Raw genomic sequence first — 18,328 nt, forward strand, 5'->3', positions numbered from 1 at the left:
GAAATGGTAAGAGCATATATACGGGAGCAGGAAAAAGAAGATGAGCGTATTGAGCAAATGACGCTGGATATAGACACGCCGCTTTAGCGGCTAACAAACAGCCCCTTTGAGGGGCTCAAGCGATAAGCCTCCGGCTCTGCCGGAGGTAAATTAACTTGTTTTTGATTTTTATTGCCAAATTGCGAATGGCATCGAACGAAACCGGCAATCGCAATGCCTTTTTCTCCCGACATGAGTTTTATAGCAATGCCGTTTGCAATGCCAATGCTATTGGCAGCTGTGGATTCACTGGTAGCGTGACTCTCTATTTGCTGACAGTTTGTGCAGCTTTTTTTTTGCCATTCAATCAATTCGATGCCGCCGTAAAATGGTGCATTGAAATGTGATGATTCAGGCCGTTCTGGCTGATCAAAACCATTGTCAAACAAGTGACTGATGCATGCGGGATTCAGATTATGTGAAACATTGAACGCCGGTTTGCACGGGGAGCCGTTATCCAGGGGAAAACGGGGGATGTAAATATAAAACACGCCGTCCAGTCCAGATTTATATGCATAACGCTCAAACACGGTGAATGCCTGCTCGAAGTTATCAGTCTTGTAGAGCGATTCAACATAATCATTTAAATCGGTCTCGGTGTCTGTCACAGTATGATCCTTTTTGACTCGAATATTTACATATCAGGTGAAAAGAGTTTGTATTCTTAGCTTGGCCCCATGCAAAATCGGGGAAATCTGAAAATTTTTTTTCAGATTGTTACAAATATTCAGTGAGCTATTTTGTGTAAACACGGGTTTTCAGGTGTATCTGATACTAGAAGAAGTTCTGGGAATTTGGTATTGATCTGTTCAATGATTCGCCCGACTTCTGGATGTAGAGGTTGTGTAATCAGGACCCATTGAAAATGGAAGCCAATGAGTACGATGACATTATCGACTCAGTGCGGGTGGCGATAGCGAATAATAGCAATATGAATATAAAAACCTTGCGACTGATTTTTGTATGACACTCATATTAGATTTATGAAATATATTGATATTCCGGACTGGTATCTACAAAAATATCAAGCAATATTTATGCCATCAAATAACAACCATTTGATTTAAATTGATAAATATAATTTGTGCAAATGAAAAATCTGCAGACAAGCTTCAATTGTTAAATTTTTCGACAATGTTAAGCTGGCTATGGTAGCTGTTTTGCTGTTTGCCTGGGCGGCTACCTGGGAACAAATGAATGTTTTTAATGAACGCAGGGCAATTGTTGTGGCATCAGGGTGGACGTTTCGATGGTGTCTATTATAAGGTCTGTCGGATTGGCGGATTGGCGGATTGGCGGATTGGCGCTACGCTAGGCTAGTGAGTCAATATGTAAACGGTTATTGTATCTTCAACTCTTTATGGCCTGATCCTGGCGTGTAGCACTGAACTGAATAATTCTGCACTCCAGGATGTGTAAAAAAATCCGACACTGATGGCTAAACTTAATTAGTCGGATTCATTATTTTTCTTCAAACTTCCCGCGATCATTTTATATTCGAGCAAGCGGCATTCGAGTGCGCCGTTGAATAAAGGCGTGCGGCGTGTTGCCTTAAGTCGTATTGTTTTTGGTAACATGGTGTCGGCGGATAATATATAGGCAGTCCAGCCGCTGAACTTGCTTTTCAATATATCACCCAGTTTTGGGTAAAATTCAGCTAACGACTGTGTTTCCCCAATGCGGACGCCATAAGGCGGATTGGTTATCAGAATACCCTGCGGTGTCGGCGCGGTGATCTCCAGCACATTGGCCTGTTTCAGGTACACGGCATCAAGTAATCCAGCGGCTTCCAGATTGGTTCGCGCATCCGACAGTGCATAACCGTATAGATCGCTGCCGTAAATGGGCTGCTGTGTTATCGGATGCTGTTTGCCCAGTGCTTCTTTTTTGAGTTTAGTCCATAGAGGCTGATCGAATTGCTTGAATTTTTCAAATGCGAAATGTCGTTGTGATCCCGGTGCGATATTAAACGCAATTTGGGCGGCTTCAAGCAGAAATGTCCCGCTGCCACACATGGGATCAAGCAGCGGCTTGCCTGGTTGCCAGCCGGTTAAAGATAAAATGCCTGCTGCCAGATTTTCGCGTATAGGCGCATTACCAGCAGCTTTCCGGTAGCCTCGCTTAAATAGCGCATCCCCGGACGTGTCCAGATAGAGTGTAAATTCGTTTGCGTATAAAAAACCGTGTATGCGGATGTCGGGATGTACGGTATCGATACTGGGGCGCTTGCTGGTTATTTTGCGGAATTTGTCGCAGACGGCATCCTTGATTCTCAGCGTAACAAAATCAAGGCTGCGTAATGGGCATTTAATTGCTGCCAGATTGACACGTACGGTTAATTCGGACGAAAACCACTCATGCCAGGGTAATGCCAGTGTGGTATCGTAAACGTCCTGTTCGTTGCGATAAGTTGTGCTGGCGATCTGCCATAATATACGACTTGCAATGCGGCTGCCGAGGTTGGCCTGATAACAGGTTTTCCAGTTTCCCTGAAAGTGCACGCCGCCATTCGCTGGCAATACCTTTTCGGCGCCCAGTTTCGATAGCTCGTCTGCCAGCACGGGCTCAACTCCCCGCGGACAGGGGGCGAAAAACTGCAGTGGCTGCGCATTCAAGGACTTGTTAATCAACGGACGGGTTGACTTTCCAAAGTGCAATGGCAAGTACAACCCAGGAAACTATGTAGGAAAAACCACCGAATGGCGTGATGATGCCAAAAGCACGTATTTCGGTCAGACTGAGCATATATAAATTAAAGCTGAATAGAATGATGCCCAGCAGCATCAGCCAGCCGGATAGTTCAATCAAACGAGATTTGGCATAGTGGATTAACAGGAGGCCAATAATCAGCAAACCAAACGAATGGTATAAGTGATACTGCAGGCCGGTATGGAAAATAGTTTGCATATCATCGGTGAGTACACTTTTTAAACCATGTGCGCCAAATGCGCCCAGCGCAATGCAGAGAAAAGTATTGATAGCGCCCAGTAAGAGAAACGGTTTAGGCATTGAAATCTTCCTTTTTGGGATGTGTTGATGTTCAGTATTTATCGGACCGGCGACTGGTCTTTTTTGTTTTATGGCTGTTATTACAGGTTTTGGTCACATTTGCATCGACCTGCCCTTGAGCTAATTTTACCTGAATTTTATCACCTGCACTGACCTGATTCGCTTTGCTTACGATTTTGCCTTCGGAAGAATAAGTAATACTGTATCCCCTGTTCAAGATGGATTGCGGGTTCAGCTGCATCAGCTGCGACTGACGGTGTTGTAGTTTAGTCGCCAGCATTTCAATTTGTCGTAAGCATGTCTGAGTAATCTGATTCGCTATTCTTTGTTGCTGTTCTGCCATCTGTGCAAGGTTGGGTCGACTGGATTGGATTCGCTGGTAATATGATCTGATTACCCAAAATCGTTTATCGATATGGTATGTGATGCTGGCAATAAGGCGTTCCTGTATATGCTGAAGGTGTGATAACCGGTTTTGTATGCGTTCGCCCGGGTGAGTGTGCCGGTGTGTGAGCAGATCGATTTTCTGCATACTGTTTTCTAGTTTGCGTGTTATAGCGTGGTGCAGTTTCTGATATTGTCTGGATAACTGCTGTTTCAGCTCCGTTATTTCCGGGCTGGATATTTCTGCAGCTGCAGTCGGTGTGGGGGCGCGTCTGTCGGCGACGAAATCGGCAATGGTGAAATCAGTTTCATGGCCAATACCGCTGATTACAGGGACTGAACAGGCGGCAATGGCCCTTGCGACGGTTTCTTCATTAAATGCCCACAAATCCTCAATGCTGCCGCCGCCTCTGCATAAAATCAAGACATCGCATTCATGTCGTGCTGAGGCTGTGGCAATTGCAGAAGCAATGTTTCTCGCGGCATCTCTGCCTTGTACCGGCGTTGGATAAATGACTATTGGCAGCGACGGCATGCGGCGTTTCAGCGTGGTAATCACATCATGTAATGCCGCTGTTGCAGGAGAGGTAATAATTCCGATCTGACGCGGGAAGGCGGGTAGTTTTTTTTTGCGGTCCGTGTTGAACAGGCCATCTCTATCAAGTTGTTTCTTCAGGCGTTCGAAAGCTTCATATAATGTGCCCAGACCTGCACGTCGTACAGTTTCGACATTCAGCTGAAAATCGCCGCGCGATTCATATAGTGTTACCAGTGCAAGCACTTCAACTTGAATGCCATCCCTGGGTTGCCAGTCAAGATACTGGTTTTTATGTCGGAACATAACACAGCGGACCTGGGCGTCGGCGTCTTTGAGAGAAAAATACCAGTGTCCGGATGGATATCGTTTAAGATTTGAAATCTCGCCATTGACCCATAATAAAGGAAAGTTATTCTCGAGAACGGTTTTAACGTTACTGTTCAGTTCACTTACCGTTATAATTGTCTGTGTGATTTCGAGTGCAGATGGTAAATTCATAGAAGTGTGTGATCCACCCAAATGATCGTGTCAAACGTGCGCTGTGTTTCAACTGTATGAAACTAAAATGTTATCAGATTTAAAAATGATCCACATTTGCCAGTGAAATTGGTACTATAACCGGCTTCGTGATCAATCAATCATGCATTTATTATAATCTATTGTTTATAAATGACAATTCAAATTGTGTAAAATTTGTATTTGTAAAAATACTGTTTTATTCTGATGACTTAATACTTAATATTCAAGGGATATCCACAAAGTTATTCACAGATATGATTGGCAAGTATTGCCAGTTTCCGAACACAAATCAGCAGGATGCATTATGTAATTGATTCTGGAATCAGGGTACCTGTTTTTTTATAGTTGATAAATTCAATCCAGTCTAACAAACGTGAGGAGAATGCCGGGTGTTATCGTTAATTGAAGCAGCGGGCTGGCCGATCTGGCCTATTATTTTAGCTTCCATTATAGCTGTAGGTATTATTGGCGAGCGAATATGGTCATTACGTCACAATGTTGTGGCGCCGAAAGACTTGCTGCCAAGAGTGTTAAATGAATATAAAAGAAGCGGTGTCACTCTGGACATGATAACCAAGCTTCAGCAGCATTCCCCGCTGGGAAGGGTTATTGCCGCTGGATTGCAAAACGAGCACAGTCCGCGTGAAATCATGAAGGAATCCATCGAAGAGGCCGGACGGGTCGTGACGCACGATCTGGATCGTTATCTGACGACACTGGGAACAATAGCCGCACTCAGTCCATTAATGGGTTTATTTGGAACGCTGGTCGGCATGATTGAAATTTTTGGTTCCAATTCTCCGACGGGGAGCAATCCGGCGCAGCTGGCTTACGGCATTTCTGTCGCACTGTATAATGCTGCCTTTGGTATACTCGTTGCTATTCCGAGTATGATTTTTTATCGCCATTTTCGTGCAAAAGTCGATGCGCTGGCGATAGAAATGGAATTGCAGGCGCTGAAACTGGTCGAGACTGTTCAGGGTGAGCGCAAGATAGCAGCAGGTCTCAGACAAGACCAGAATGTCGTGCAATCGCATCGATAGTATGGAATCTTGCTGTATTTATGATAAATACTGCCTTGATATTAGCAGGTTGTTTGATTTGATTAGTAAAATAATAATTTCTATGCTGCGAAAACAGGAGTGTAAGTGAGTATACGACGCTCGTTGGTAACTGGTGGCGGCGGTTTTATTGGCTTGCATTTGGTTCAACAGCTTCATGAGCGCGGCGATGACGTAAGAGTTCTGGAATTGCCGGGCGTGCCGCTGCCATCATACGTCGAAGCGGTACGTGGTTCAGTGTGCGATGCCGGTATCGTCAAAAACGCGTTAAAAGGTGTGCAGAGAGTTTACCATCTGGCCGCAAATCCGAATTTGTGGGCTCATGACAAAAATGACTTCAGACGTGTCAATTACGAAGGCACCTGTATGATGCTAAAAGAAGCCGAAAGGTGCGATCTCGAAGTTTTTGTGCATACGTCCACGGAGTCGATTTTTGTGGGAAAATCGCGATGGGATACCGGAGCTAAAGTAATAACCAGACGCCCCATTCATAAATTGCCTGGACCTTACAGCCGTTCAAAATTTCTCGCTGAACAGGCTGCTGTTGAAGCGGTAGAAAACGGCATGCCTGTTGTTATAGTTGCACCGGCACTGCCGGTTGGTCCGGGTGATCGAAGAGTTACTCCGCCAACGCGTATGATTCTTGATTTTATCAATGCGCGACCGCCAGCATATCTTGAATGTGGTTTTAATCTGATTGACGTGCGGGACGTTGCGGCCGGTCATATACTGGCAGCCGAGCATGGTCGGTCCGGTGATCGATACATACTTGGCAATAAAAATTTGATGTTGAGCGAGTTGCTGCGAATGATAGAGGAAATTACCGGCCTCGCAATGCCCAAAATTCGAATTCCATACTGGGCGGCACTGGCAGCAGGTGCAGTATCTGAATTTCTTGCAGATTATGTAACCCGCAACCAGCCAAGAGCACCGTTGACCGGAGTAAGACTGGCGCGTTACCCGTTGTATTTTGATAGTGAAAAGGCAATTCAGGAACTGGGGTTGCCGCAACATTCGGTATATCAGGCGCTTGCTGATGAAATAGAGTGGCTTTGTGACGAAGGGTTGATTACCCGGCGCTTGCCCATGCAGCAAAGGGTATAGCCGTGTTGAGCGTTAATTCCATGGCACGATGCTGGTGTCTCGTATAAAATAGACTGTTTTGCACTGGAATTGGAAGTTTTGGGGCGATGGGGGGTGTTACTGTCCTTACGTTGATGAAAGAAAAGAAAACAAGCAGACTGCAGAAAGCATTAATTTGGCTATTTTTAGTCATGTTACTGCAGGGTTGTGCTTCATGGTCCAAGAAAGATGATGTAGATATTGATCCGGTCGATCCGCATGAAGATATCAACCGTGTTTCCTATGACTTTACCGATAAGGTCGATCGTGTGTTGTTTGAACCGGTAGTCGATGCATATGTGCAATATGTGCCGAATGCCGCGCAGCGATCAGTCGGGAATTTTTACGATAACGTATCGTATCCGAATGTTGTTCTAAACGCTTTTTTACAAGGTAAGATCAAGCAGGGGTTTGCGGATGGTTTGCGTTTTGTCATCAATTCAACAGTTGGCTTATTCGGTCTGTTTGATATGGCGACGCATATGGGGCTGGAAAAGCATGATGAGGATTTTGGGCAGACATTGGGTGTATGGGGGTTTGAGTCGGGCTCATATTTGTTTATCCCTATTTTGGGTCCGAGCAGCGAACGGGATGTGGCGAGTGTGCCTGTATCTATGTTTACCAATGTGCTTTTTTATGTTGGCGCTGTAGCCGGTGCGGGTGTTTTTGCTCCATTGACAGTTCTTGGGGCCATCGACAAGCGGGCGCGCCTGGCGGGTCCAATGCGTATTCGAGATCAGGCAGCACTGGATCCCTATTTATTTGTCCGGGAAGCATCGCTGCAACAGCGTGAATTTTTGGTATACGACGGTGATCCGCCGCTGAATTTGTATGACGATGAGCCCTTCCAGGATAATCCTTTCGATGTCAAGCCTAAAAGACCGGTTTCTGGTAGTGAATCTTCTGAAAACGATCATTCCGAGGAAGCTGTTCAACAGAAAAACCAAGGTAAGGACCTGAGTGAGCAGGGTATCTGATACCCTCAGAGATGATTTGACTATTTACTTGGACTATATATGAACGGGATGCAAGAGCGCATAACAGTGGATCAGACACAAATGGATTTGGCCAAAGACGACGAAGAAGAAACCGTGTTGCTGAAAAGTCAATTGAATAAGGCGCGTTCAGCTTTGCTGGCCATGCAGAGTCAGGACGGTCATTGGTGTTTTCCGCTTGAAGCAGACTGTACGATACCTGCGGAATATATTCTGATGATGCATTTTATGGATGAAGTGGATGCTGTACTTGAGCAGAAAATTGCCCGTTTTATCCGTTCAAAGCAGGATAAATCACATGATGGTTGGCCATTATACTATGGTGGTGATTTTGATATCAGCTGCTCGGTGAAATCCTATTATGCATTAAAACTGGTTGGAGACTCACCCGACGAGCCGCACATGGTTCGAGCGCGAGAGGCGATTCTTCGATATGGCGGCGCTGCCAGTTCCAATGTGTTCACACGCTTGTTGTTGGCAATGTATCAGCAGATTCCCTGGCGGGGTGTGCCTGTGGTTCCATCAGAGTTGATTCTGTTACCGAAATGGTTTCCGTTTCATTTGAGCAAGATTTCGTATTGGTCACGCACTGTCATGGTTCCCTTATCCATTTTGTGCACCCTGAAAGCCAAAGCTGCCAATCCGCGTCAGGTAAATATTCGTGAATTGTTTACAGTGCCGCCCGAGCAGGAGAAAAACTATTTTCCTCGGGCGGATACACGCTTGAAACGCTTTTTTATGTGGGTTGAGCGCATTTTGTCAAAGTTTGAGCCGCGATTGCCTGAATTTATGCGACGATATTCAATACGCCGTGCGGAGCAGTGGACGTTGGAGCGTTTAAATGGTGAATGCGGAATAGGCGCCATTTTTCCGGCAATGGTCAATGCCTATGAGGCACTGGCGCTATTGGGATATCCAAAAGATCATCCCGATCGTGAATTATGCCGTAAGGCGCTGGAAGGCTTACTGGTTTTCGAGGATGAACAGGCATGGTGCCAGCCCTGTACGTCACCGGTCTGGGATACGGTATTGAGTGGATTGGCGTTACAGGAAGATGAAGACACAGATCAGCGGCCTGTACGTGCAGCGATGGACTGGCTGTTAACTAAACAAATATTGGATGAGCCGGGTGATTGGCGTGACAAATGTCCGACACTGCAGGGTGGCGGGTGGGCATTTCAGTACGCCAATCCGCATTATCCGGACCTGGATGATACCGCAGCCGTTGTCTGGGCCTTGGTGCAAACGCAAATTCAGGCACCAGAAGATGTTAAAGGTGCATATGAACAATCAATTACCCGAGCCGCTGACTGGTTGGCGGGAATGCAATCAAGTAACGGTGGTTTTGCTGCATTTGATGTGGATAATACTTATCACTACCTTAATGAAATACCATTTGCTGACCACGGGGCACTGATTGATCCGCCAACCAGTGATGTCACAGCCCGCTGTGTCGGTTCACTCAGCCTTTATAACGCTGAACGATATCAGGAAGTTGTCCAGCGCGGGATAGAATTCCTGTTAAGCGAGCAGGAAGCCAATGGATCCTGGTTTGGGCGCTGGGGCACAAATTATATTTATGGCACATGGTCAGTGCTTGAGGCGCTGAAACTGGCTGGGATGGACCCAAATCACATGTCAATCCGGCGCGCGGTTCAATGGTTAAAATCGACCCAGCGAGAGGACGGTGGCTGGGGCGAAACGAATTATTCTTATTTTGATACGCAACAGGCCGGTCAGTTTGAGACCAGCACGTCATTTCAGACAGCCTGGGCGATCCTCGGATTAATGGCTGCAGGCGAAGTCAACAGCAAGTCGGTACGAACTGGTGTGGATTATTTGTTGCGTAATCAAATGCCTGACGGATTATGGGAAGAACCTTGGTTTACAGCGCCCGGCTTTCCGCGGGTTTTTTATCTGAAGTATCATGGTTATTCCAAATATTTTCCGATCTGGGCACTGGGGCGTTATCGCACCTTGACCAAAGGAAACAAAACATGAGTGAAAGTATCGTGGGCATTGTGTCCGCACTAAAATCCGAGGCAAGTTGTTTAATGAAGTTGCGTTTTCCCCTTTTTAAAATTGCCAGGATAGCGCCAAGAACACGGTTGTGCCTCGGTGGTATGGGCGGTGCCGGTGCGTTAAAGGCATCTCAGATCCTGCATGAATACGGTGTGGATGTGTTGATCAGCTTTGGGGTGGCGGCTGCATTGGATGACAAACTGATACCTGGTGATCTGGTATTACCCGAGGCCACGTATTGCAAGGGAAGAAAACTGCCGGTAACCCTTGAGTGGCGTGAACGTATTGCAGAGATGCTGCCTTCTTACCTGACTGTTGTCGGTGGAACGCTGGCGGATACCCAAAGCCCGTTGTCATCACGACAAGAAAAATTAAAACATGCTGAAGAGACTGGTGCTTGCGCTGCCGATATGGAGTCTGCAATCATTGCTGAATTTGCGGCGCATATGGACCTGCCCTTTATCGCGATTCGTGCAATCGTCGATCCGCTTGAGTTTTCGCCACCACCGGTACTGCTGGACGCTGTTTATGCGGACGGAACGGTTAATGTGGTTAAGCTTGTATCAATTTTAGTCAAACGATCAGTATCTTTTAAGACGCTGTTTCATTTGGGTATGGGTATGTATGCGGCACGCTCGACGCTCAGCAAAGTTGTCGAAACAACCGGTCTGGGTTTCAGGAGTGAACTGACGGACCGTAGTCATGCTAATGAGCTTGTGCTCGAACAGGGCGAAAAGTATATGGCCGCGGAGTCCGCTAATAATAACGACACTGTAATAGCTAGCTCACGGTAAGACTTAGCGATCGTTGCACGGATTGACTGATTTTTCTTCGGGAGCGAAACAGGTTGCGTACCGCCGCAAAGTTTTTTTTGCTGAATTCGACCCGAACCCGGGGGTCCGGATCGACCTGTATCAGCGCTTCTACAGCTGCTACACGCGGCGCGAGTCCGGCGAAATTGGCGACCTGTATCGATAATCCAGGTCTTGCGTTCAATTCGATGATCATGGGCCCATGGTCTCTGTCAAGAACAATATCAACACCCAGGTAGCCAAGTCCGGTTATTTCATAACAAGCGGCGGCCAGTGTCAGCAGCTTGTTCCAGTGTGGTACTGTTAAATCATGAAAAGGTTTGCGGGTATCTGGATGGTGATAGACGGGATCTCCATACTGTACGGCGTGAAGCGCTTCTCCCGTGTCAATATCAATACCTACGCCTACAGCTCCTTGATGTAAATTGGCTCTGCCGTCCGAAGCATGCGTGGCCAGTCGCAGCATCGCCATAATTGGATAGCCCTTCAGGACAATAACACGCAAATCCGGGACGCCTTCATAGCTGTAATTGGCAAAAACCGGGTCTATGTGTATCAATGATTCGATCATGACCGAGTCAGGTTTTCCGCCGAGACTGTGCAATCCACTTAAGATATTCGAGACATGACGTTCGATATGTGTAAGCCTGACTGCGTCACCGCTGGGTTTGTAGTACAGATTATGAGCCTGCTCCGTAATGACCAGGATACCTTTGCCGCCACTACCTTTAACAGGCTTGATAACAAACTCCTGGTAGGGGTTTAATATGTTTTTAAGTTGTTTGACATCATGCTGATAATGCAGTGTGCCAAGTAGCTTGGGAACAGTAATGCCGGCTTGCTGGGCGAGTTGTTTGGTCTTTAGTTTGTCGTCGACCAAAGGATAGAGACGGCGCGGATTATAGCGGGAAACCAGCCCGAAATTACGCTGGTTCATGCCAATAATACCCATGCTTTTCAGGCGTTTAATGCTTGTCAACAGCATGACGTTTGCCCATAGTATGAAATCGATATAGCTCGGTTAAGCGGTAGCCGGTGTATTGGCCCAGAATCAGAATCAGCGCCAGATTGACCAGCATCAGTTCAGGAAAATTGAAAGTCAGGTACTCAACAGTACGATTTGTCATGAATAAATAGGCAATAATTGCGGTCAGTAAACTGCCTGCACCCTGAATCAATACTTCCCTGGGGCCATCTTCCTCCCATAGTACGGACATACGTTCAATTGTCCAGGCCAGTATGACCATCGGAAAAAAGGTGACCGTAAGTGCCTGGCTTAATCCCAGTTTATTACTGATAATACTGATACTCGCAATTATGGTAATGACAACAATTATAACTGCCGAGATTCGCGCAACAAGCAATAGATTCAAGCGGGACAGGTATGATCGAATCATCAGTCCTGTACCAACAACGATAAGAAAAATAACAATACCGGTGACCAGCGTGGTTTGAATCAGCGCCAGTGCAATCAGAATGGGCATAAACGTGCCAGAGGTGCGAATACCAACGAGTATCCTCATGATAACAACGACCAGTGCTCCGATTGGTAGCAAAAGGATCATTTTGAAAGCATTTTGTTGCTCAATAGGCAAACTGTAAATGGAAAAATCTATGATAGCTGCCTGTTTGTTCTGGCTGCTGTTGACGACGAGGTTTCTCGTGGAGTGCGTATTTTTGATAATAGAAAATGAAACCTGGGAATTCTTGCCGCCGACAACATCTAGCAACGACTGGCCACCGTGTTGCCAGATCAGAAAATTTTTTGGCTTGCCACTTTTTCCGGTATCCTGATTAAACAGAATCCATTGGTTACCATCGTGGATTTCAACAAAATTAGTCAGTGATTGCCGTCTTCGGCCATCTTCAAGAAACAGACCTCGAACGACACGAGCACTGATACCCTCGAGCGCGAGCAAATCAAGTATCAGGTTTGTTTTATAATCTTCTCCGGCTTTATCATTGCGCAACAGTCGCTGGTTTTGATTGGGTGATTTCGAATTCAACGTCTGTATCAATTCGCGCGTAAAAATTTCCGCGTTTGCGGAGCGGGCGCGCACCTGCTCAAGCAACGTCATTGAAGCAGTCAAGAAGACTTCGTCCAATTCGGGTTTTTTAGGCGGCTCTGGTTCATCAATCGGTTGATCTTCAACGAGTTTATCGTTTTCGTACACGCTCAGCCTGTAATATGCTGTTTGTGCTCCCTTTGCAGTTCGCTTACTCCATTGACCACGTCGCTCGTTATTTGATGTCAACTCACTGAAACCGTAGTCAGATGATGCAAAATCCTCTTCCATAAAGGTCAGATTCGGTTCTTTGGGAGGCAGCGCGAGAGAAATAATAACAGGGTCTCCCTGCGCCTGAAAATCAATTTTTGCTTCTATTGTCCAGACAAATTTTTTATCATCAGGCATTAGTGGAAACCCGAGCGCCAGATGTTTATATAAAATTAACCCGATACCGATGAAAAAAATCAGTAAAACAGCGGAATACAATCTTGCCTGAGCTTGCATTATTGTTTGGTATTCGGAGTTGTTTTGGGTTTTGTGAATTCCTTGCTGACATCCACAACCGCAAGATCACGTAAGAAGTTTCTGCCGATTAGTACCTGTTGATCAAATTTACTTCGGTCTATCAATGTGAAACTGATTTGTTCATCAAGATTTCCCAGTTTTACACGCAACTGAACGATAGGTCGGCGCTGAGATTCCGTTTTATGTTTTTTGATTTTGGTGTATCCGCGAATCCTGCGAGTTAGTTCTAATTTTTCCTTTGTCTCGGGATCTATAATGTTGAATTTTATGTAAGGTTTGCCATCGCGCTCAAATTCAACCATATCAAGCGCATTTAGGGATGAAGTTTGCGCGCCTGTATCAATTCGTGCGCTCAAATTGATTCCTGGGGGATCAAGATAAACATACTCAAGGCCGCCAAGGATCGTGATGTCGTCTTTGACAGCTTTATTCTGTGAAGTAGAAGTGTTTTTGGATGTGTTGTGCGGTTTTTTTGCTGCGGTCCTGGGTGTAGAAGTGGGGGGAGGAGCGGGTGGATTGTTTTTGCGGGCAACAGTGCTAATTTGATTTTCTAACTGTATTTGTTGACTTTCCAGTAGTTTTTTTTCTTTCAATAATTCTGAAAACAAGGTAACCAGTTCGCTTTCTCTCGCACTTATGGCCGCTTCGCGCGCGATCAGGGCATCTTCGCGTCTGTTCAATTCAGCCAGCCGTTCCTCGAGGTTATTTTGTCTGGAGAAAAGTAACGGCTCTGTTGCATGTGTATCCGTTGAGTGAGGATCTGTTGTTTGACAACCTGAAAAAACAGCTAAACAGATGACCGAAAAACTGATGGAAATTGTGTTTGGTAGGAATGGCTTTTTTCGGGTGTGAAACAGCATAAAATTTATGACCTAAATTTGAATAAATGATCTGGTTTTTGTTCAGGACGCCACTGCAGAAAAATGGGCATAGAATTGCAACTTGATTTTACCGGTGATCGATTAAGTCTCCAACAGTCTTTTGTAAAAAACTGGTAAATTATTGACCGGCAGTGTTAAGGATTGTTCAGATCGAAAGTCAGTTTTTCTTCATTATAAGAGCAGATATCGCGGTGAATTTCCAGACAATGGGAAGTAATCGTGATTGTATATCCACCTGGCTGCAGATTTCTGGTTTCTAGCTCGAATTGAAAATGTCCCTGCTTATCGCTGGTGTAGGATTTTTCAGCAATTAGAGTCCCTGTCTCAGTCGTAACACGAAAATTCAACAAAACATCCGCCGTAGGTTGCGCATTGTAGTCAACCCAACCGTTAACAACGACTTTTTCTCCAACCTGATACTGAGTTTTAGGTTCAACTAGAACAGGTTTAGAAATATGGGTAGCCCCTAAATTCAGACTGATGCTGCAGAATAATAAAATCAACAGGCGGGCGATGACGTGGTTTCTATAAAGCGCCATATACAGTTCCCCTCGATATGTAGACAGTAGCAATCTCTTAACTCTCAACCTACTGTATTTCTTGTAATTAGCATGTGAAAATGGATGTGGTCCTAAATGCGACTGATGCACGCGTACGTATTTAATCTGCCTACGCTTGCACTTCGAATATATCAGGTGTTGTAGCACAAAACCAGTGTATCTTCAATTAGTCTCGTCAACTTTATCAATTGATTGATTGGTTTAAAATTACCTGGTTTTTTTGGGTACGAATAAATCGGTGATCGTACCTTCAGCTATTTCAGCCGCAAAAAACACAGTTTCGGACAGTGTGGGATGCGGATGAATCGTCAGACCGATGTCTTCCATGTCGGCACCCATTTCCAGCGCCAGCATGGTTTCAGCGATCAATTCTCCAGCATTGACTCCAGCAATACCGGCACCGAGAATCTTCCGTGTTTTTTTGTCCATTATCAATTGCGTCAGACCCTCATCGCGTGCCATGGAAATAGCACGCCCACTGGCTGCCCATGGAAAACTGACTTTTTCATAGTCTATGCCCTGCTGTCGGGCCTCGCGTTCTGTCAGCCCCATCCAGGCAATTTCCGGATCCGTATAGGCCACAGAAGGAATTGCACGTGCATCGAATGCGACTTTATGTCCCGCGATTACTTCAGCAGCAAGCTTGCCCTCATATGTCGCCTTATGGGCAAGCATGGGATTGCCCGCGATATCGCCGATCGCAAAAATATGCGAGAAATTGGTCCGTAACTGATTATCGACACGAATAAAACCCTTGTCATCTATCTGTATGCCGATACTCTCTGCGCCAATTTTGAAACCGTTAGGGTGGCGACCTGTCGCCATCAGGATGCTGTCATATGTCTGCGGGTCGGCAGCGTTCTCGCCCTCGAAGCTGACGGTCAGGCCGGATTTCTTGGCGTTTATATTGGTGACACGTGTATTCAAATATATTGCTTCGTACCGTTTCTTGAGCCGTTTGTACAATGGTTTGATCAGATCTGCATCTGCACCAGGAATGAGCTGATCCATAAATTCCACAATACTGATTTTGCTACCAAGTGCAGCGTAAACCGTGGCCATTTCCAGGCCAATAATCCCGCCGCCAATGACCAATAAATGTTTCGGTATTTTTTCAAGCTTGAGCGCTCCGGTGGAATCGATAATGCGTGGATCATCATAGGGCAGGCCAGGGATGCGGTTCACACTTGATCCGGCGGCGATAATGCAGTTATCGAACGAAACGGATTTTGAACCTGATTCAGTAATTACTTGAAGCATATGTGGCGACACGAATTGGCCGGTGCCATGCAGAATTTTCACCTCGCGCTGTTTTGCCAGCGTATCGAGCCCTTTGGTCAATTTGTGTATAACAGTTTTTTTCCATGCGTCTAGTTTTTCAAGCGAAATTTTGGGTTTGCTGAATGTGATACCCAGGTTTTCGACTTCTTCAGCTTCAGTGATTATTCTTGCGACATGTAATAAGGCTTTTGATGGAATGCAACCGACATTCAGGCAGACGCCGCCCAATGTAGGATAGCGTTCGATCAAAATGACTTTTTTTCCCAAATCAGCCGCCCGGAAAGCAGCGGTATATCCACCTGGCCCGGCGCCAAGTACAACCACTTCTGCATGCAGGTCGCCTCGTGGAGTGTCGTTTTGTGACTGAGTCTGTTCTGATGCTTTTTGGGTGAGTGGAGACAACGGATGCTTTTGTTGCGGCTTGTCGGTTTTCTCTACTGTATTTTCTGTTTTGCTTTCTGCTGGCTTTGTGCGTTCGGGTGTTGCTGTTTGCTCGGTGACGTCCAGTGTTGCAATGGGTGATCCTTCAGACACCTTGTCGCCGACCTTGACTGTGATAGCTTTAATTATACCGGCCTGGGGTGATGGTACTTCCATAGTTGCTTTGTCGGTTTCCAGAGTAATAAGCGACGTTTCCTTTTCCACTCTGTCACCTGCAGAAACAAGCACTTCAATGACGGATACATCACTGAAGTCGCCGATATCAGGGACTTTTATTTCAATTTCCTGGCTCATGGGATTGATTTAATAGAATAGAATGAAAAGACACGCGAATGTTATTGCAGTATTTATTGCCTGATTTGCCCATCACCCAGCACAATATATTTCTGACTGGTTAATCCTTCCAATCCAACCGGGCCGCGTGCATGAATTTTATCTGTGGAGATACCGATTTCGGCACCGAGTCCGTACTCAAATCCATCCGCAAAGCGTGTCGTGGTATTGACCATAACCGAACTGGAATCGACTTCTCGCAAAAAGCGACGAGCGCGCGAATAATTTTCAGTAATAATTGCATCGGTGTGTTGTGAGCCGTAATGGTTAATATGGTCAATTGCCTGGTCCAGGTCGTTCACGATACGAATGCTAAGAACCGGTGCAAGATATTCGGTCGACCAATCTTCTTCTATCGCGGGTTTCATGTTTGCAAATATAGCACGTGCCGCTTCATCGCCACGCATTTCAACATTTTTTTTCTGATAGATTTCACCCAGTGCTGCAAGTATTTTGGGTGCTATATTCACATTTATGAGCAGCGTCTCCATGGTATTACAGGTGCCATAGCGTTGGGTTTTGGCGTTGTCGGAAATTCTGATTGCCTTGTCGAAATCTGCCTGATCATCAATATACACATGGCAAATGCCGTCCAGATGCTTGATTACCGGCACACGCGCTTCATTTGAAATACGTTCGATCAAACCTTTTCCGCCGCGCGGGACAATTACGTCTACATAGTCTTTCATTGTAATTAGTTCACCAACTGCTGCCCGGTCTGTCGTTTCAATGACCTGTACGGTGGATTCAGGTAAACCGGCTGTTACGAGTCCTTCTCTGACGCATGCGGCAATTGCCTGATTACTGTGAATTGCTTCCGAACCGCCGCGTAGAATAGCTGCATTACCGGCCTTTAGGCAAAGTGCGGCAGCATCCGCGGTCACATTCGGGCGCGCTTCGTAAATAATTCCAATCACGCCAAGAGGTACACGCATTCTGCCAACTTGAATACCGGATGGGCGAAAATTCAAATTTGTAATTTCACCAATCGGATCTGCCAGCGAAGCAATTTGCAGAAGTCCTTCGGCCATGGTTGCAATCCCTTTTTGAGACAGGGTTAAACGGTCGATCATGGCAGTATCAAGCCCCTTCGCTTTAGCGTTTTCCACATCCATGGTATTTGCCGACAGCAATTTCTGCTCGTCTCGTTTGATTGCATCTGCCATCGCGATTAACGCCTGATTCTTGGCAATAGTTTCAGTTTTCGCAACTAGGCGTGAGGCTGAACGAGCCTGTTGGCCAACGGATTGCATGTATTGTTTGATTTCGGTGGTGCTCATGGGCTGGCATTGTTACTGGTTTAATATGGTTATGAGTGTTTGGATGTCATTATAGTACAACACGGATTAAACATGCTTGTTACGGATTGAAGAAGTAGTCGGGTTTGGCATTTAATACTGCCTTTCAATGATATGGGTGGAAACATGATGCGATGTTATCAAGCAGTCTAATTCACAAAATCTGCTTGAGTGTGTCTTATTTGTCGCGATGATAGCGTAATCTTGGTGGTACCTTCAGTTTTCAAGTTGGTAATCACAACAGGATAAACGAATCAACAATGATGATTGAAAGCATTGTTTCCTGATAGAAAGAACATTTCTTACAGCTTCGGGTTGAATGCGTCTATTCTGGATTTGTTCACACTAATATCAGATCAATATCAAATGCATATTTAATGATATGACGCTTGATTTGATGTTTTTTAACGTGAAAGAAACCGCTAATCAGGCGCACATAATCCTGACCAGCTAAGGTCATCGCAGAATTGGCATTTTTAAACTTGATCTGGTTTGATAA

At 45.7% G+C, this 18,328-nt stretch carries 16 protein-coding genes; 6 read left to right on the top strand and 10 right to left on the bottom strand.

Annotated features, from left to right (window positions below; all coding sequences use genetic code 11):
- Positions 1–83 precede the first annotated feature (83 nt).
- The gene (locus BMY62_RS14535; protein ID WP_090661589.1) at positions 84–647 is read right to left on the bottom strand and encodes a hypothetical protein; all 564 of its coding nucleotides are present in this window, start codon (positions 645–647) and stop codon (positions 84–86) included.
- Positions 648–1,236: 589 nt separating this feature from the next.
- On the opposite strand from BMY62_RS14535, the gene BMY62_RS16605 reads away from it, so the two are divergent.
- Complete coding sequence (locus BMY62_RS16605; RefSeq protein WP_256207650.1) at positions 1,237–1,359, top strand: hypothetical protein; 123 nt, start codon at positions 1,237–1,239, stop codon at positions 1,357–1,359.
- Positions 1,360–1,487: 128 nt separating this feature from the next.
- Here BMY62_RS16605 and BMY62_RS14540 read toward each other — a convergent pair whose 3' ends face one another.
- From BMY62_RS14540 to xseA, 3 genes are read right to left on the bottom strand one after another with little or no spacing between them, the layout of a single operon-like run.
- Positions 1,488–2,669, bottom strand: a complete 1,182-nt coding sequence (locus tag BMY62_RS14540; RefSeq protein WP_256207651.1) for a THUMP domain-containing class I SAM-dependent RNA methyltransferase — start codon at positions 2,667–2,669, stop codon at positions 1,488–1,490.
- Positions 2,662–3,048: a DUF423 domain-containing protein gene (locus BMY62_RS14545; protein ID WP_090661592.1), complete on the bottom strand. Its 387-nt coding sequence runs from the start codon at positions 3,046–3,048 to the stop codon at positions 2,662–2,664. The genes BMY62_RS14540 and BMY62_RS14545 overlap by 8 nt, the downstream gene beginning before the upstream one ends.
- Before the next feature lie 31 nt (positions 3,049–3,079).
- Entirely contained in the window at positions 3,080–4,468 is a 1,389-nt protein-coding gene (xseA, locus tag BMY62_RS14550; protein WP_090661595.1) for an exodeoxyribonuclease VII large subunit, read from the bottom strand.
- A gap of 410 nt (positions 4,469–4,878) precedes the next feature.
- Here xseA and BMY62_RS14555 point away from each other — a divergent pair, with 410 nt between their 5' ends.
- The 5 genes from BMY62_RS14555 (at position 4,879) to BMY62_RS14575 (ending at position 10,483) form a co-directional block, all read left to right on the top strand.
- Complete coding sequence (locus BMY62_RS14555) at positions 4,879–5,532, top strand: MotA/TolQ/ExbB proton channel family protein (RefSeq protein ID WP_090661598.1); 654 nt, start codon at positions 4,879–4,881, stop codon at positions 5,530–5,532.
- Positions 5,533–5,637: 105 nt separating this feature from the next.
- Complete coding sequence (locus BMY62_RS14560) at positions 5,638–6,654, top strand: NAD-dependent epimerase/dehydratase family protein (protein ID WP_090661600.1); 1,017 nt, start codon at positions 5,638–5,640, stop codon at positions 6,652–6,654.
- 170 nt (positions 6,655–6,824) lie between these two features.
- On the top strand, positions 6,825–7,649 hold the full coding sequence (locus BMY62_RS14565; protein ID WP_090661628.1) for an MlaA family lipoprotein: 825 nt from the start codon (positions 6,825–6,827) through the stop codon (positions 7,647–7,649).
- A gap of 39 nt (positions 7,650–7,688) precedes the next feature.
- Entirely contained in the window at positions 7,689–9,668 is a 1,980-nt protein-coding gene (gene shc, locus BMY62_RS14570) for a squalene--hopene cyclase (RefSeq protein WP_090661603.1), read from the top strand.
- Positions 9,665–10,483 carry a phosphorylase family protein gene (locus BMY62_RS14575; RefSeq protein WP_090661606.1) on the top strand — a complete coding sequence of 273 codons (819 nt, stop codon included), beginning with the start codon at positions 9,665–9,667 and terminating at the stop codon, positions 10,481–10,483. Before shc ends, BMY62_RS14575 begins: the two co-directional genes overlap by 4 nt.
- On the opposite strand, the gene BMY62_RS14580 is transcribed toward BMY62_RS14575, so the two are convergent.
- From BMY62_RS14580 to BMY62_RS14605, 6 genes are all read right to left on the bottom strand, one after another.
- On the bottom strand, positions 10,470–11,486 hold the full coding sequence (locus BMY62_RS14580) for an alpha-L-glutamate ligase-like protein (RefSeq protein ID WP_090661608.1): 1,017 nt from the start codon (positions 11,484–11,486) through the stop codon (positions 10,470–10,472). The two genes, BMY62_RS14575 and BMY62_RS14580, sit on opposite strands and share 14 nt — an antisense overlap.
- Positions 11,467–13,014, bottom strand: coding sequence for an inactive transglutaminase family protein (locus BMY62_RS14585; RefSeq protein WP_090661611.1), 1,548 nt, complete (start codon positions 13,012–13,014; stop codon positions 11,467–11,469). The genes BMY62_RS14580 and BMY62_RS14585 overlap by 20 nt, the downstream gene beginning before the upstream one ends.
- Positions 13,014–13,715 carry an ATP-dependent zinc protease family protein gene (locus BMY62_RS14590; protein WP_177170414.1) on the bottom strand — a complete coding sequence of 234 codons (702 nt, stop codon included), beginning with the start codon at positions 13,713–13,715 and terminating at the stop codon, positions 13,014–13,016. The genes BMY62_RS14585 and BMY62_RS14590 overlap by 1 nt, the downstream gene beginning before the upstream one ends.
- A 335-nt stretch (positions 13,716–14,050) precedes the next feature.
- The gene (locus BMY62_RS14595; protein WP_090661617.1) at positions 14,051–14,455 is read right to left on the bottom strand and encodes a hypothetical protein; all 405 of its coding nucleotides are present in this window, start codon (positions 14,453–14,455) and stop codon (positions 14,051–14,053) included.
- A 228-nt stretch (positions 14,456–14,683) separates the two neighbouring features.
- A complete protein-coding gene (gene lpdA / locus BMY62_RS14600) occupies positions 14,684–16,492 on the bottom strand; it encodes a dihydrolipoyl dehydrogenase (protein ID WP_090661620.1) in 1,809 nt (602 codons plus the stop codon).
- A gap of 53 nt (positions 16,493–16,545) precedes the next feature.
- Positions 16,546–17,811 (bottom strand): glutamate-5-semialdehyde dehydrogenase, encoded by a 1,266-nt coding sequence (locus tag BMY62_RS14605; protein WP_090661623.1) that lies wholly within the window; start codon positions 17,809–17,811, stop codon positions 16,546–16,548.
- Between the last annotated feature and the right edge of the window lie 517 nt (positions 17,812–18,328).

Source organism: Nitrosomonas marina, from assembly GCF_900111605.1.
Classification (GTDB): Bacteria; Pseudomonadota; Gammaproteobacteria; order Burkholderiales; family Nitrosomonadaceae; genus Nitrosomonas; species Nitrosomonas marina_A.

Bases quoted from the DNA above. Each gene is read 5' to 3' on its own strand.
- xseA (WP_090661595.1), bottom strand. From the start codon at position 4,468: ATGAATTTACCATCTGCACTCGAAATCACACAGACAATTATAACGGTA.
- BMY62_RS14580 (WP_090661608.1), bottom strand. From the start codon at position 11,486: ATGCTGTTGACAAGCATTAAACGCCTGAAAAGCATGGGTATTATTGGC.
- BMY62_RS14575 (WP_090661606.1), top strand. From the start codon at position 9,665: ATGAGTGAAAGTATCGTGGGCATTGTGTCCGCACTAAAATCCGAGGCA.
- shc (WP_090661603.1), top strand. From the start codon at position 7,689: ATGAACGGGATGCAAGAGCGCATAACAGTGGATCAGACACAAATGGAT.
- BMY62_RS16605 (WP_256207650.1), top strand. From the start codon at position 1,237: ATGTTTTTAATGAACGCAGGGCAATTGTTGTGGCATCAGGGTGGACGT.
- BMY62_RS14545 (WP_090661592.1), bottom strand. From the start codon at position 3,048: ATGCCTAAACCGTTTCTCTTACTGGGCGCTATCAATACTTTTCTCTGC.
- BMY62_RS14565 (WP_090661628.1), top strand. From the start codon at position 6,825: ATGTTACTGCAGGGTTGTGCTTCATGGTCCAAGAAAGATGATGTAGAT.
- BMY62_RS14585 (WP_090661611.1), bottom strand. From the start codon at position 13,014: ATGCAAGCTCAGGCAAGATTGTATTCCGCTGTTTTACTGATTTTTTTC.
- BMY62_RS14605 (WP_090661623.1), bottom strand. From the start codon at position 17,811: ATGAGCACCACCGAAATCAAACAATACATGCAATCCGTTGGCCAACAG.
- lpdA (WP_090661620.1), bottom strand. From the start codon at position 16,492: ATGAGCCAGGAAATTGAAATAAAAGTCCCTGATATCGGCGACTTCAGT.
- BMY62_RS14595 (WP_090661617.1), bottom strand. From the start codon at position 14,455: ATGGCGCTTTATAGAAACCACGTCATCGCCCGCCTGTTGATTTTATTA.